This window comes from Curtobacterium luteum, assembly GCF_014646995.1.
GTDB classification, from domain to species: Bacteria; Actinomycetota; Actinomycetes; order Actinomycetales; family Microbacteriaceae; genus Curtobacterium; species Curtobacterium luteum.
Genome location: NZ_BMOI01000012.1, coordinates 1 through 13604, shown reverse-complemented (window position 1 = coordinate 13604; position 13604 = coordinate 1). Strand labels below are relative to the sequence as shown.

The 13604-nt window shown below is 72.5% G+C and carries 15 protein-coding genes and 1 pseudogene; 7 read left to right on the top strand and 9 right to left on the bottom strand.

The genetic code is table 11. The features are described from left to right. Positions 1 to 14: 14 nt before the first annotated feature. The 4 genes from IEY20_RS13020 to IEY20_RS13005 form a co-directional block, all read right to left on the bottom strand. Complete coding sequence (locus tag IEY20_RS13020) at positions 15 to 464, bottom strand: MarR family winged helix-turn-helix transcriptional regulator (RefSeq protein ID WP_175328014.1); 450 nt, start codon at positions 462 to 464, stop codon at positions 15 to 17. 21 nt (positions 465 to 485) lie between these two features. Then, entirely contained in the window at positions 486 to 1190 is a 705-nt protein-coding gene (locus tag IEY20_RS13015; RefSeq protein WP_022903018.1) for a DUF4396 domain-containing protein, read from the bottom strand. Between the two features lie 149 nt (positions 1191 to 1339). Then, positions 1340 to 2797 (bottom strand): sugar porter family MFS transporter, encoded by a 1458-nt coding sequence (locus IEY20_RS13010; protein WP_175328013.1) that lies wholly within the window; start codon positions 2795 to 2797, stop codon positions 1340 to 1342. A 68-nt stretch (positions 2798 to 2865) separates the two neighbouring features. Further along, a complete protein-coding gene (locus tag IEY20_RS13005; RefSeq protein ID WP_175328012.1) occupies positions 2866 to 3360 on the bottom strand; it encodes a hypothetical protein in 495 nt (164 codons plus the stop codon). A 130-nt stretch (positions 3361 to 3490) separates the two neighbouring features. Between IEY20_RS13005 and IEY20_RS13000 the strand changes: the two genes are divergently transcribed. Next, positions 3491 to 4366 carry a LysM domain-containing protein gene (locus IEY20_RS13000; RefSeq protein WP_229728051.1) on the top strand — a complete coding sequence of 292 codons (876 nt, stop codon included), beginning with the start codon at positions 3491 to 3493 and terminating at the stop codon, positions 4364 to 4366. A gap of 216 nt (positions 4367 to 4582) precedes the next feature. Here IEY20_RS13000 and pgi read toward each other — a convergent pair whose 3' ends face one another. The 5 genes from pgi to IEY20_RS12975 all read right to left on the bottom strand — a co-directional run bounded on the left by pgi (position 4583) and on the right by IEY20_RS12975 (position 10321). Continuing rightward, positions 4583 to 6289 carry a glucose-6-phosphate isomerase gene (pgi, locus tag IEY20_RS12995; RefSeq protein WP_175328010.1) on the bottom strand — a complete coding sequence of 569 codons (1707 nt, stop codon included), beginning with the start codon at positions 6287 to 6289 and terminating at the stop codon, positions 4583 to 4585. A 157-nt stretch (positions 6290 to 6446) separates the two neighbouring features. Continuing rightward, complete coding sequence (locus IEY20_RS12990; protein ID WP_175328009.1) at positions 6447 to 7457, bottom strand: nitronate monooxygenase; 1011 nt, start codon at positions 7455 to 7457, stop codon at positions 6447 to 6449. 71 nt (positions 7458 to 7528) lie between these two features. After that, a complete protein-coding gene (locus IEY20_RS12985; protein WP_188889226.1) occupies positions 7529 to 9742 on the bottom strand; it encodes a heavy metal translocating P-type ATPase in 2214 nt (737 codons plus the stop codon). A gap of 26 nt (positions 9743 to 9768) precedes the next feature. Continuing rightward, the gene (locus IEY20_RS12980) at positions 9769 to 9987 is read right to left on the bottom strand and encodes a heavy-metal-associated domain-containing protein (RefSeq protein ID WP_175328008.1); all 219 of its coding nucleotides are present in this window, start codon (positions 9985 to 9987) and stop codon (positions 9769 to 9771) included. A gap of 31 nt (positions 9988 to 10018) precedes the next feature. Further along, positions 10019 to 10321 (bottom strand): metal-sensitive transcriptional regulator, encoded by a 303-nt coding sequence (locus IEY20_RS12975; RefSeq protein ID WP_175328007.1) that lies wholly within the window; start codon positions 10319 to 10321, stop codon positions 10019 to 10021. A gap of 191 nt (positions 10322 to 10512) precedes the next feature. Between IEY20_RS12975 and IEY20_RS12970 the strand changes: the two genes are divergently transcribed. The 6 genes and pseudogenes from IEY20_RS12970 to IEY20_RS12945 form a co-directional block, all read left to right on the top strand. Beyond that, on the top strand, positions 10513 to 11088 hold the full coding sequence (locus tag IEY20_RS12970; RefSeq protein WP_175328006.1) for a hypothetical protein: 576 nt from the start codon (positions 10513 to 10515) through the stop codon (positions 11086 to 11088). Positions 11089 to 11097: 9 nt separating this feature from the next. Next, positions 11098 to 12255 carry a helix-turn-helix domain-containing protein gene (locus tag IEY20_RS12965; protein ID WP_175328005.1) on the top strand — a complete coding sequence of 386 codons (1158 nt, stop codon included), beginning with the start codon at positions 11098 to 11100 and terminating at the stop codon, positions 12253 to 12255. A gap of 187 nt (positions 12256 to 12442) precedes the next feature. After that, positions 12443 to 12892, top strand: coding sequence for an Asp23/Gls24 family envelope stress response protein (locus tag IEY20_RS12960; RefSeq protein WP_175328004.1), 450 nt, complete (start codon positions 12443 to 12445; stop codon positions 12890 to 12892). Beyond that, a complete protein-coding gene (locus IEY20_RS12955) occupies positions 12885 to 13076 on the top strand; it encodes a hypothetical protein (RefSeq protein ID WP_175328003.1) in 192 nt (63 codons plus the stop codon). The genes IEY20_RS12960 and IEY20_RS12955 overlap by 8 nt, the downstream gene beginning before the upstream one ends. Further along, positions 13073 to 13387, top strand: coding sequence for a hypothetical protein (locus IEY20_RS12950; RefSeq protein ID WP_175328002.1), 315 nt, complete (start codon positions 13073 to 13075; stop codon positions 13385 to 13387). The genes IEY20_RS12955 and IEY20_RS12950 overlap by 4 nt, the downstream gene beginning before the upstream one ends. Positions 13388 to 13396: 9 nt before the next feature. Then, positions 13397 to 13604, top strand: a pseudogene (locus tag IEY20_RS12945) (hypothetical protein); the annotation flags it as partial.

Below are 13604 nucleotides of genomic sequence, written 5' to 3'. Positions count from 1 at the left end.
TCGAGTGACGGAGATCAGCCCCCGAACGCGGAGACCTCCTCGGGCAGCGGCTCGTCCATCGCCCTGCGGAGCGCCCGCATGCCCGCGATCACCGCCGGTCGGTCCGGTTCGGGCACCCGCTCGAGGACCTGGGCGAGCTCCCGACTGCGCCGCTCGCTGACCTCGTCGACGAGCGCCCGACCCTGCTCGGTCGCGGCGATGAGCACCTCGCGCCGGTTCGTCGAGCCCGGTCGACGCTCCACCCAGCCGCCGGACACCAGTCGGTCAACGTTCCGCGTGAGCGTCGACGGGCCCACCGCCAGACGTTCGGCGAGGTCACCGGCACGCGTCGGGCCGAGCGTCGTGACGAGGACGATGAGGCGGAACTGCGGCACCGTGACGTGCTCCAGCGCCGACGTCAGCGACCTCGCGACGACGCCGAGCAGTCCGCGGGATGCTGCGAGGACTTCATCGAGGTCGGCCATGCTGCCCATCCTCGCAGCCCGTCACATCGCATCCTTGATGCCGCGGCGGACCAGCCAGGCGTTCACCGGGTACGCGCACACGAAGCCGGCCACCATCGCGAGCTGCATCGCCACCCAGAACTCCGGGGAGAAGACACTCGCCCGGCCGCCGAACAGCGCCGGGAACACGGCGAGCTGCCAGACCGCCATGAGCCCGTACATGCCGATCTGCCACGCGACGATGCTGAGCGTGTCGGCCTTCAGGGCCGCGACGAGTCCGGCGCGGACGCCGAGGCCGCGCATCGGGGCGATGGCGAAGTACTGGAAGCCGATGCCGAGCAGGTACGCGAGCACGAAGTCCACGACCCACCCGGCGACCATGCGGTCCTGGTACAGCGAGCCGAGCCCGACAAGGGTCCCGATCGCGGGGAACCAGGCGAGGCCGAACTCGCCGAGCAGGTCACCGAGTGCACAGCCGGCGCCGCAATGGCTGGTGTCGATCGCGGTGCCCGCCCAACGCCCGTGGTCGGCCGCTGTGGCCCGGCCCCGGCGGAGGTAGAAGACGAGCCAGACGACACTGCCGAACAGCATCGTGAGCGGCCACACGAGCGCCATGACCCGCATCTGCGGCGGGTGCCGGACGACGTCGAACGCGACGAACACCGCGCAGGCGACCGCGACGGCCAGGAGCACCGCGCAGAGCGCGGTGAGCGGGGACGGGAAGGCAGGCGCACCCAGCTCGACCACGCGACACCTCCGGACTTGTACGGCTACAACGACGGACCGAGCCTACGGTCGGGCCGATCCGCCGTTCCCAGCCGGGTGGGCGAGGGACGGGAGGCGCGGTGCCAGCCGGCACCGCGCCTCCCGTCGGTGGGTTGCTCCGTCGAGCGGGATCAGGCGCGCGCCCGCTTCTTGTCGACCACGAAGATGTTGCCGGTGGTGACGCCCTCCTCGACCTCCTCGAGGGTGCGACCGCGGCTCTCGGGCACGAACTTCCAGATGAAGAGCAGGGCGAGGAGCCCGACGACCGCGAAGCCGAAGAAGGTGCCGGTGATCCCGGTCGCGGCGACGATCGAGGGGAAGTACAGCCCGAGGAACGCGTTCGCGATCCAGAGGCAGAACACCGCGATGCCCATGCCGAGCGCCCTGATCTGCGTCGGGAAGATCTCGGACAGGATCACCCAGGTGGCGATGTTGAGGAAGGTCTGCATCGACCCGACGAACGCGACGACGAGGAACAGGATCACCCACGGACGCGCCGGGTTGCCCTCGACCAGGGTCATCGACGCGATGCCGATGAGGAAGTGGCAGAGCGTGGTCAGCGAGTACCCGAGGATGAGCGTCGTGCGCCGGTTGATGCGCTCCATGTTGCGGATGGCGATGAAGCCGCCGATCACCGCGATGACCCCGGGAGCGATGTTGGCGATGAGGGCCGCCTGCTCCTGGAAGCCCGACTCGACGAGCACGGTCTGGCCGTAGTACATGATCGAGTTGATCCCGGTGAGCTGCTGGGCGACGCCGATGCCCGCGCCGACGAGCACGATCCGGACGAGCCACTTGTTGCCGAGGAGGACGCGCCAGCCACTCTCGCGCTGCACCTCGGCCTCGACGGCGTTCGTCCGCTCGATGTCCGCGAGCTCGGCCCTCGCGCGCTCCTCGGACCGGATCTGCCGGAGCACCTCGAGGGCCTCGTCGCCCCGCCCCGCCGAGGCCAGCCACCGCGGCGACTCCGGGACCCGGAGCATGCCGACGAAGAGCGCGATCGCGGGCAGCGCACAGACGGCGAGCATGACGCGCCAGACGCCGTCGCCCTCACCCCAGAGGCTGCCGATGGCCGCGTTCACGACGAAGGCCGCGAGCTGCCCGATGACGATCATGAGCTCGTTGCGGCCGGACAGCGACCCGCGGATCTCGTAGGGCGCGAGTTCGGCGAGGAACACCGGCACCACGGTCGAGGCGCCACCGACCGCCAGGCCGAGGAGCACCCGTCCGACGACCATGACGCCGAAGCTCGGTGCCGCGACGCACACGACCGTGCCGACGAAGAAGGTCACGGCGAGCAGGATGATCGTCTTCCGGCGTCCCCATCCGTCGGCGATGCGACCGCCGAGCATCGCCCCGATCGCCGCGCCGAACAGGAGCGAGCTCGTGACGACGCCCTCGGTGAGGTTCGTCAGACCGAGCTCGGTCCGCATGGGGCGCAGCGCACCGTTGATCACGCCGGTGTCGTAGCCGAAGAGCAGGCCGCCGAAGGTGGCGACGAGTGCCAGCACGCCCAGGCGGCGGCGGTGCGGACCCGTCCCGACCGGGGGCAGGGTGGCGTTCGGTGCGGTCTGCTCGATGTCGACCATCCGGTGACTCCTTCGTCCGTGATCGCGCTTCATCGCGTGCAGCGATCGTAACTCCGATCCATGTCCTGTCAATCGGTCATGGTGTCATCATCGAGGACGTCGCCCAGCGAGGCCATCCCCGCGCCGTGGTCCGTGTACCGACGAACCGTCCGGCGTGCCGCAGCGCTCGCAGCGCCGGCGAGCTTCGGGTCTCGACGGGCTGCGTCGGCGACCCGCCCGGCGTGCCCGGCGGTGGAGAGCAACACGTTCGCGAGGGCCCGCGTCCCGCCCTGCTCCGGCACGCCGGCGATCGACCAAGCGGAGCGGACCTGCTCGTCCGGGGTGACCCCGCGACGGGTGCCCATCCGGTGCCAGTCGGACAGTGCGCCCTCGGTGCGGTCGGCGGCCCGGTCGGCCTCGCCCGCGCGGCGGCGAGCGGCGTCACGGGCGGCGTCGTCGGTCAGGGCATCGCGCCCGGCGATCGACTCGGCACGGGCGCGCGCGGCAGCGTCGTCACCGCCGGACTCCGCGATGCGGGCGGCGTGGGCAGCCGCGGCGGCGGCGAGGATCTCCGAACGGTCCATGCCGACGACGCTAACGCCTGCAGGCGACAGCGCACGACCGGTTCGCGTGCACGGACTCCCCCGAACAGCATCGCGCGGGAGGGGGAACACGATGGGGACTGCACCGAGGACCGTCGCCACACTGGGGCTCGTGACGATCGGGATCGTCGCGCTGAGCGGCTGCAGCCTGCTCCGCAGCCCGGACCCGGTACCGCCGCCGACGCGATCGGATCGGTCCGGGAGCCCGTCAGCGACCCCGACGCCCACTCCCGACGAGTCGTCGGCCGACGCACTGCTCGAGGCATCGGCGCACCCACGCACGCCGACCCCCGTACCGACCGAGGCGGCCGCGCCCGCACCGACGCTGAGCCGCATCGCCGCCGGGACGGTCGTCGCGGAGGGGGACGTCGCGTCACCGCTCGGCAGCGTCCACTTCCACTTCCGCATGGTGTCCGACGGCGACGACACGTTCTCGGCGCAGTACTCCGGCTTCACGTCGACGCTGCCGGTCCCGGTGTCGGTGTCCCTGTTCGAGCGGCCGCGGGCGGTCGGCGACGGGCTCACCTACACGGGCGTGGGCGATCACCCACTCGGCAGCGCGACCGCGGCCCCGGGAACCTCGGCGACCGTGCCGCTCGACGGCTCCGGTGTCGATCCGTCCGGGCTCACCACCCTCGTGACGTACTCCTCCGCGGGGCCCGACTCCGCGGAGCCGATCGAGCTCGGCCCCGGCAAGGTCCTCGCGGTGACGACGGTCCGCTGGTCGGTCCCGGCGCGGACGACCAACGTGCGCCCGGTCGACGGCGGCGCACGGGCGAACGCCGCCGGGCAGGTCACGGCGACGACGCCGAGCGGTGTGCCGACGTCGTACGTCGTGGCGCCGGACGACCTCATCGGGGACGTCGCGGCACGCTTCAGCATCAGCGTCCGCGCGCTCGTCTGGCTGAACGAGGGCGTGCAGGTGTTCGGCGACGACCAGTACCTCTACGAGGGCACGACCCTCAACCTCGACCCCCTCGCGCGCTGACGCGCGGCCCGTCACGGCGCCCGAGGCTCAGATCGCAGGGCCCGAGACTCGGGCCCAGCGACACTCCTCGGCACGCGCGCCCAGAGAACTGTCGCTCACCCCGAGTCTCGGTCCAGGTCCGACCCGCTTGCGCCCGCGCGCGCCGCGCGCATGGACGGACGGGAGGCCCGTGGCGGATCCGCCACGGGCCTCCCGTCCGTCAGGTGGGAGCGTGCGCTACCCGCGCAGCTCCAGGTACTTCGCGATGAGCGCCTTGGTCGAGGCGTCCTGCGCGTCGAGCGCCTCCTGGTCGCCCTCGACGGCCGGCGTGACCTGCAGCGCCAGCTGCTTGCCGAGCTCCACACCCCACTGGTCGAACGAGTCGATGCCCCAGATCGTGCCCTCGGTGAACACGATGTGCTCGTACAGGGCGATGAGCTGCCCGAGGACGCTCGGGGTGAGCTCCGGCGCCAGGATCGACGCCGTCGGCTTGTTGCCCGGGAACGTGCGCGCCGCGACGATGCCCTCGTCGGTCGTGCCCTCGGCACGGACCTCGTCGGCGGTCTTGCCGAACGCGAGCGCCTTGGTCTGCGCGAAGAAGTTCGCGAGGAACAGCGTGTGCACGTCGGTGCCGGGCGCGACGCCCTTGCCGTCGCCGGTCTCGTCGGTCAGCGGACGCGGCGGGTTGGCGATGGTGATGAAGTCCGCCGGGACGAGGTTCGTGCCCTGGTGGATGAGCTGGTAGAACGCGTGCTGGCCGTTCGTGCCGGGCTCACCCCAGAAGACCTCGCCGGTGGACGTCGTGACCGGGCTGCCGTCCCAGCGGACGCGCTTGCCGTTCGACTCCATCGTGAGCTGCTGCAGGTACGCCGGGAAGCGGTGCAGGTACTGCGTGTACGGCAGCACCGCGTGGCTCTGGGCACCGAGGAAGTTCGAGTACCAGACGTTGAGCACCCCCATGAGGACCGGGACGTTCTGCTCGAGGGGCGTCGTGCGGACGTGCTCGTCGACGGCGTGGAACCCGGCGAGGAACTGCTCCCAGTGCTCCTTGCCGATCGCGACGACCACCGCGGTGCCGATGGCGGAGTCGACGGAGTAGCGGCCGCCCACCCAGTCCCAGAAGCCGAACGCGTTCTCGGGGTCGATGCCGAACGCGGCGACCTTGTCGAGTGCGGTCGAGACGGCGACGAAGTGCTTCGCGACCGCGCTCGTCTTGTCCTCGTCGGAGCCATCGGCGAGCCCGAGGCGCTCCCAGAGCCACTGCCGGGCGAGGCGCGCGTTCGTCAGGGTCTCGAGGGTTCCGAAGGTCTTCGACGCCACGATGAAGAGCGTGGTCTCGGGGTCGAGGTCCGCCGTCTTCTCGTAGATGTCGGCCGGGTCGATGTTCGAGACGAAGCGGGCTTCGAGGCCGGGCTGGACGTACGGCTTGAGGGCTTCGTAGACCATGACCGGGCCGAGGTCCGACCCACCGATGCCGATGTTGACGACGGTCTCGATGCGCTTGCCGGTGACACCGGTCCACGCGCCGGAGCGGATCTGCTCGGCGAACGCGTACACCTTGTCGAGCGTGGCGTGCACGTCGGCGTCGACGTCCTGCCCGTCGACGACGAGCGACGGCTCGATGCCCGCCGGGCGGCGGAGCGCGGTGTGCAGGACGGCGCGGTCCTCGGTGACGTTGATGTGCTCGCCGGCGAGCATCGACCGGAAGCGCTCGGCGACGCCGGTGTCCCGCGCGACCTGCAGCAGGTTCGTCAGGACGTCCTCGGTCACGAGGCCCTTCGACAGGTCGACGGTGAGGTCCGCGGCCTGGAACGTGTACTTCGCTGCACGACCGGGGTCGCTGTCGAACCACCCGCGCAGGTCCGGGGTGAAGCCGTCGGCGATGGCGGCGAGCTTCTTCCAGCCGTCGGTCGATGTGGGGTCGACGGGAGCGGAATCGGTCACGAGGGGTCCTCCTGGATCACGTGGGTACACGGTCCGCGGGTCACCGCGCCGTTGCGTCGCGGACCAGGTCCGAGCGTAGTGCCGTCGCGCTCGGCCCGCGCACAGTCCGCGTTCGCCGTGGACGGAGGCGCGGTTCGGGTGGGCGGACCGGCGTCGGTCAAGCGAGCAGCGCCTCCAGGACGTCCGCGACGGGACCGGCGGACGCGGCCCGCCAGGCACGACCCGCCCACAGGTGGAGGTGCTGCGCGTCGCCGCTCGCGGCGGCATCGGTCCGGAGCGGCCGGGTCAGGTGGTGGAGCGCGGGGTAGCCGAGCGGCGCGTCCGGGTGCGCCCGCGTGAAGGCGTTCGCGAGGCTCCGCGCCGGACGCCCGGTGAACGCCCGGGTCAGGACCGTCCGGTCGAACGCGGCGTCGGCGAGCGCAGCCCGGTGGGTGGCGTTCGTGCCCGCCTCGTCCGTCCGGAGCACCGCCGTGCCCACCGAGACGGCGGACGCCCCGGCCGCGAGCTGCTCGCGGACGTCGGCCGCGCTGCCGATCCCGCCGGCGGCGACGACCGGCAGGTCGGTCGCAGCTGCCACCCGGCGCACGAGCTCGGCGAGCGGGATCGGTGCCGGCGTGCTCGTCGGGTCGAGCACCGCGGAGTGGCCGCCGGCCGCCTCCCCCTGCACGAGCAGGACGTCGATGCCGCGCTCGGCCGCGGCCCGGGCGTCGGTCGGGTCCGTGACCGACTGCACCGTGACGGTGCCGCGGCTGCGCAAGGCCGCGACCACGGCGGCGTCGGGCAGCCCGAACGTGAACGACACGAACGGCACCGGGTCGTCGAGGAGCGCTGCGATCTTGTCCGCCCAGGCGTCGTCGTCCTCGTGCTTCGGCGGCAGCGGGCGACCGGCCTCGTGTTCGAGCTCGGCGCGGTAGGCCTCGTACACGTCGTCGGCGATCCGCACGGGGTTCGGCGCGAAGAGGTTCACGCCGAACGACTCCGTCCCCGCGGCGCGGACGGCACGGACCTGCGCCGCGAGCCCCTCGACGTCCTGGTACCCCGCCGCGAGCTGGGCGAGGTGCCCGGCGCGGGCCGCCGCCGCGACGAGGCCGGGTGTGCTCGGGCCACCGGCCATCGGAGCGACGTGGACGGGTGCCACGGCACCGAGGACACCGGGCAGGGGACGCATGCGCCCATCCTGCACCGTCCTGCCGACTGCACCGCCCCACCGGAGCCGACCGCCGTGCTGCCGGCTGCCCCTCAGTCGAGCGGCCGGAACCGCCGCAGCCGCAGGCTGTTCGTCACCACGAACACCGACGAGAACGCCATCGTTGCCCCGGCCAGCACCGGGTTCAGCAGCCCGGCCATCGCGAGCGGCACCGCGGCCACGTTGTACGCGAACGCCCAGAACAGGTTGCCCTTGATCGTACGGAGCGTGGCTCGCGACAGCCGGACGGCATCGGCGACCACCGTCAGCCGCCCGCTCACCACGGTGATGTCACTCGCCGCGATCGCCGCATCGGTGCCGGATCCCATCGCGATGCCGAGGTCCGCTGCCGCGAGCGCCGCGGCGTCGTTCACCCCGTCGCCGACCATCGCCACGACGTGTCCGTCCCGCTGGAGCCGACGGACGACCTCGAGCTTCGACGCCGGTGTCGCCCGGGCGTGCACCTCCTCGATCCCGACCGCATCGGCGACGACCCGAGCGGCACCATCGTTGTCGCCCGTGAGGAGCACCGGCCGCAGCCCGAGCGCCCGGAAGCGGCCGACCGCCGCCGCGGACTCGTCCTTGACCGTGTCACCGACGACGACGATCCCGACCGCGAGCCCGTCGCGCGCGACGGCCACGGCGGTGCTGCCCTCGGCCTCGGCTCGTTCGACCGCGGTCCGCAGGCCGTCCGACAGGTCGACGGCCCAGGCGTCCCGGAGCCAGTCCGACCGGCCGACGACGACCGCCGCGGCCGCGCGGGCGTCCGCGCTGGACACCACGGCCTGGACACCGGCCCCTGGAGTGGCGGCGAAGCCCTCGGCGGTCGGCACGACGAGGGAACGCGACCGGGCGTCCACGACGACGGCGCGCGCGACCGGGTGCTCGGAGCCCTCCTCGACCGCTGCGGCGAGGGCGAGGACCGTGTCGGGGTCGACGCCGGCGGCCGGTACGACGGACCGCACGGCCATCGTCCCCGTGGTCACCGTGCCGGTCTTGTCGAGCACGATCGTGTCGACCGTCCGGGTGCGTTCGAGCACCTCGGGTCCGCCGATCAGGATGCCGAGCTGCGACCCCCGGCCGGTCCCGACGAGCAGCGCGGTGGGCGTCGCGAGCCCGAGGGCGCACGGGCAGGCGATGATGAGCGTCGCGACCGCCGCGGTGAACGCGGCCGTCACGGAACCGCCGACCACGAGCCAGCCGACGAACGCCAGCAGCGCGAGCCCGATGACGATCGGGACGAAGACGCCGGACACCCGGTCGGCCAGCCGCTGGACGTCGGCCTTGCCGGTCTGGGCCTCCTCGACGAGCCTGCCCATCCGGGCGAGTTCGGTGTCGGCGCCGACCGCGGTGACGGTCACCTCGAGCCGGCCGCCGACGTTCACGGTCGCACCGGTGACGTGGTCGCCCGCACGGACCTCCACGGGGACGGACTCGCCCGTGAGCATGCTGAGGTCGACCGCCGAGGACCCGGCGCGCACGACGCCGTCGCTCGGGATCCGCTCCCCCGGGCGCACGACGACCACGTCGCCGACCACGAGCGAGGCCACCGGCACCCGCGTCTCGGAGCCGTCCCGGAGCACGGCGGCGTCCTTCGCGCCGAGTTCGAGCAGTGCTCGGAGGGCGGCGCTCGACTCACGCTTGGCGCGGGCCTCCGCGTACCGGCCGGCGAGCACGAACACGGTGACGGCCGTCGCGACCTCGAGGTAGAGCTCGGTGCCCTCGGGATCGGTCGCGAACCACGAGAAGGTCATGTGCATGCCGGGCACGCCGGCGTCCCCGAGGAACAGGGCGTACAGCGACCAGGTGAAGGCCGCGCCGACCCCGACGCTCACGAGGGTGTCCATCGTCGCGGCGCCGTGCCGGGCGTTCACCCACGCGGCACGGTGGAACGGCAGCGCACCCCACACCGCGACGGGCGCAGCGAGGGCCAGGGCCGCCCACTGCCAGTTCGGGAACTGCAGGACCGGCACCATCGACAACACCACGACGGGCACGGCGAGGAGCGCCGACACGAGCAGGCGCTGCCGGAGCAGACGGGTCTCGTCACCCTCCGTCGACGCAGGCCCGGCGCTCGACGGCGGCACCGGCACGGCCGCCCCGTACCCGGCCGACTCCACGGTCGCGATGAGTCGCTCGACGTCGACGTCCGCGTCGTCCCCCACCCGCACCTGCGCCTTCTCGGTCGCGTAGTTCACGGTGGCGGTGACCCCGGGCAGCTTGCCGAGCTTGCGCTCGATGCGGTTCGCGCACGAGGCGCAGGTCATCCCGGTGATGTCGAGCTCGACGTCGCTCACGGCCGCACGACCTCGTACCCCGCCTCCGCGATCGCGCCGTCGAGGACGTCGGCGTCCACGGGCTGGTCGGAGGTGACGGTCACGGCGGACGAGCCGCCGGGCACGAGGTCGACGGCGACGCTCTGGACGGCGTCGATCTCGGACAGCTCCTCGGTCACGCTCATCACGCAGTGCTCGCAGGTCATGCCGGTGACGAGCAGGGTCTCGGTGGTCATGCTGGTTCCTCCATCGGGTGGTGCTGTCGGTTCAGGAGCGGACGAGGCGGGCGATCGCGTCGCTCGCTTCGCGCACCTTCTGGTCGGCGGCGTCGCCGCCCTCGGCGACGGCCTCCGCGACGCAGTGCTTGAGATGGTCCTCGAGCAGGGAGAGCGCGACCCGTTCGAGTGCGCGGTTCGCCGCGGAGATCTGCGTGAGGACGTCGATGCAGTAGGTCTCGTCCTCGACCATGCGCGCGATGCCGCGCACCTGGCCCTCGGCGCGACGGAGCCGCTTGAGCAGGTCGTCCTTGTCGCCGATGTAGCCGACGTGTGCGTGGGTGTCCTCGTGCATCGTGCCTCCGCCTTCGTGAACAGGGTACCCCCCTGGGGTATTCCACGTCACTGGTTGCGTTCTGACGACACCCAGACTGGGCCCACACCGCCGGTTCCGGAGCGACGCGCCAGCGGCGTTCCGGCCGTGCCGGTGGGGAGAGGCGCGGATCGCGCTCCCGCGCCCGCTGCGGTCCGGTAGGTTCTCGACTCGTGCAGCGTCTCTCCCCCGGTCAGCGTTGGGTCATCGGCCTCGGCGTCTTCGCGTTGGTGCTCCTCGTCGTCGGGCTCGTCGCGGTCGGGGTCGGTTCGGCGAACCTGCACGCGACCTGCCGGGAGGACGGGTTCGACACCCCGTGCCCGGGCGACGCCTCCGGGATCGTCTGGGGCGGCGTCCTCGCCGTGATCGGGCTGCTCCACCTCGGGTTGACCGGGCTCGCCGGCGCACTCGTGTGGACCTCGACGCCGGCCATCGCACCGCGCGGACCGCGCCCCGGGCGTCCCGAGTTCCAGGTCTTCACGACCGGCGACCTCCGGGACCCGTCGACGCAGGACGCGGTGTTCGGACGCCTGTTCCGGACGACCGAGGACGTGCTGCCCGGCTGGCTGGTCGAGGACGGCGTGGTCCGTCCCGGCGGTCCCGACGACGCGGTCGCGGGTGCCCTCCTGCACCTCGACGCCGAATGGGAGCTCGCGATCCTCGACCGCAGGGCCGGCAGCGGCGTGCGACGGGTCCGGATCGAGGTCACCTCCGGGGCGACGGCGTGGGTCTTCACCCCGGTCGTGTAGACATTCCCCATGAGCACCGCGCCGCCCAACGGGTTCCGGAAAGCGCGGTACACGCACGACGACGGCACCGACTACGCCACGATCTTCACTGCCGAGTACGCGGGCCGCGAGTTCGCGACCGACACCTTCGCGACGGCCGACACCCGGTACGAGTACACGATGGTGGGCGACGACGACCTCACCCTGCGGTCGATGCGGGCGCTCGGGGGGCGTCGGGGCGGTGTGATCGGGCCCCGGACGGACCACGTCGTGTTCTGGTTGACCGCGGGCGAGCTCGAGATGCACTTCCCCGACCGCACCCGTGTCGTCAGACCGGGGACCCCGTACGTCGCGTCCGCGTCGGAGGCGTACCGGTTCGAGTCGTCCGGCACCGTCTACCACGGCATCCACATCGCGGACGCGTTCCTCCGGGAGGTCGGTCGCCAGCTCGGCTTCCGGCTGCCGGACGGCCCACTGCTGTTCGACCAGCAGGACGAGGCGATCGCCCGACGCGAGCCCCTGCGTCACCTGATCCGCGAGCTCCAGGGCTCGCTCTTGGACGACCGGGTGACCGGTCCGATGCGCACGGCACTCAACCGGCGGCTGGCGACCGTCGTCCTCGACACGTTCCCGATCCGCAACCGCGGCGAGGACGTCCCTGTCGCGAACCGGCTGCGGGACGCCGTGCGGTTCATCGAGGAGCACGCCGCGGAACGCCCGTCCGTGACGCGGATCGCCGCGGCCTGCGGACTGAGCGAGCGCGGCCTGCAGGAGGTCTTCGCGCGGACCATGGGCACCACACCCCGCCGCTTCCTCCGGGACCACCGACTCGACCGCGCCCGCGACGAGCTGCTGCAGGCCGACGACCCGTCGGTCGGGATGGTCGCGAACCACTGGGGCTTCACGAACCCGGGGCGCTTCGCGCGGGACTACCGCGAGCGGTTCGGAGAGGACCCGGCGACCACGCGCCGCGACCGGTCGAACCCCCGGGTCCGTGCCGCCGTCACGTTCATCGAGCAGCACCTCGACGGGAGGCTCACGGTCGCGAGCATCGCCGAGGCCGCCGGCGTCCGACCACGTCGGCTCCAGCAGCTGTTCCGAGCCGAACACGGCACCACGCCCACCGAGTTCGTGGCCGATCTGCGGCGCCGGAAGGCCGCGACGGGGGCGCTCGCCGACACGCACTGACGCGGCCGGTTCCGGCGTCGGTGCGAGCCGTTCTCCGCACAGGGGTACAACGTGCACGGCGCTCGGACCCGTTCTCTGGGAGTCGGCTGATTCCTCTCAGGACGGCGTGACGACCGTCTGGGGTGCCCCGTCTCATCCGTGAACAGCAACCGCTGGGAACGCCCGGCGGGACACGGAAGGAGCAATCATGGCTGACACCACGACCACCACCTCGACGACCGCCACGGCGCCGCGCACCGCGGCCGCGGGCAACCCGTCCGGCAAGACCACGATCGACGACACCGTCGTCGCGAAGGTCGCCGGCATCGCCGCCCGCGAGGTCAACGGCGTGCACTCGCTCGGCAAGGGCGCTGCCCGCGCGATCGGTGCGATCCGCGACGCGATCGGGCAGCGGGACTTCGGCCAGGGTGTCAAGGTCGAGGTCGGCGAGAAGCAGGTCGCCGCGGACATCGTGATCGTCGCCGAGTACCCGGTCGCCCTGCAGCAGGTCGCCGACGGCGTCCGCACCGGTGTCGCGCGCGCCCTCGAGCAGATCGTCGGCATGGAGGTCGCCGAGGTCAACGTCACCGTCCAGGACGTCTACATCCCGGGCGACGACGACGAGGCCGACGAGAAGCAGGAGTCCCGCGTTGAGTAACACACTCGTCGGCGCCCTCATCGGCGCCATCCTCGCCGTCGTGGCACTCCAGTTCGACTTCTGGGGCTTCGTCCTGGTGATCGTGTTCGGCGCGATCGGTGCCCTCGTGGCCGCGATCAGCTCCGGCAAGATCGACCGGGGTGCCCTGACCGACGTGCTGACCGGACGTCGGAGCTCCCGGTGACCGCCGGCCCGGGCGTGCCCGGCCGCGTCGAGGTCACCGCCCGGGCTCTCACCTCGCTCGCGCGGGCCGTCGCAGCCGAACGGCTCGGCGCCCCCGCCAAGCGGGTCCGGGTCGGACTCGGCGACGCTTCCGGAGCCCTGACGCTCGACGTCGAGAGCCCCGTCCGCGCGCAGGACGACCTCATCACCGCCGCCGGCCACGCCGCCGGCGACATCCGGGACCGCGTGGCCGCCCTCACCGGCCGGCGCGTCGGTCCCACCCACGTCGAACTCACCGGCATCGTGCGCGAGCACGACGGCCGCGTCCGTTAGGAGGCCACCATGAGCAACGGTTCCGTCGAACGACGCATCCGCCGCCGCAGCGTGCACCCCTCCCGCTCCACGGCGGTGTCGGTCGCGCTCGTGGTGCTCGTCCTCGTGGCTGCCTGGATCGGGACGGAGTCGGTCTTGCGGGCGGTGGGGTCCGCGCCGTTGGTGGCGGACCCGCAGACCGTCGTGGACGCGGCGCTGCGGCCCGACGGCGCGTTCG

What these genes read in the sequence shown, in the direction of transcription:
- IEY20_RS13020 (WP_175328014.1), bottom strand. Translation starts at nt 464, where the DNA reads ATGGCCGACCTCGATGAAGTCCTCGCAGCATCCCGCGGACTGCTCGGC.
- IEY20_RS13010 (WP_175328013.1), bottom strand. Translation starts at nt 2,797, where the DNA reads ATGGTCGACATCGAGCAGACCGCACCGAACGCCACCCTGCCCCCGGTC.
- IEY20_RS13005 (WP_175328012.1), bottom strand. Translation starts at nt 3,360, where the DNA reads ATGGACCGTTCGGAGATCCTCGCCGCCGCCGCGGCTGCCCACGCCGCC.
- IEY20_RS12990 (WP_175328009.1), bottom strand. Translation starts at nt 7,457, where the DNA reads ATGCGTCCCCTGCCCGGTGTCCTCGGTGCCGTGGCACCCGTCCACGTC.
- IEY20_RS12985 (WP_188889226.1), bottom strand. Translation starts at nt 9,742, where the DNA reads ATGACCTGCGCCTCGTGCGCGAACCGCATCGAGCGCAAGCTCGGCAAG.
- IEY20_RS12980 (WP_175328008.1), bottom strand. Translation starts at nt 9,987, where the DNA reads ATGACCACCGAGACCCTGCTCGTCACCGGCATGACCTGCGAGCACTGC.
- IEY20_RS12975 (WP_175328007.1), bottom strand. Translation starts at nt 10,321, where the DNA reads ATGCACGAGGACACCCACGCACACGTCGGCTACATCGGCGACAAGGAC.
- IEY20_RS12965 (WP_175328005.1), top strand. Translation starts at nt 11,098, where the DNA reads ATGAGCACCGCGCCGCCCAACGGGTTCCGGAAAGCGCGGTACACGCAC.
- IEY20_RS12960 (WP_175328004.1), top strand. Translation starts at nt 12,443, where the DNA reads ATGGCTGACACCACGACCACCACCTCGACGACCGCCACGGCGCCGCGC.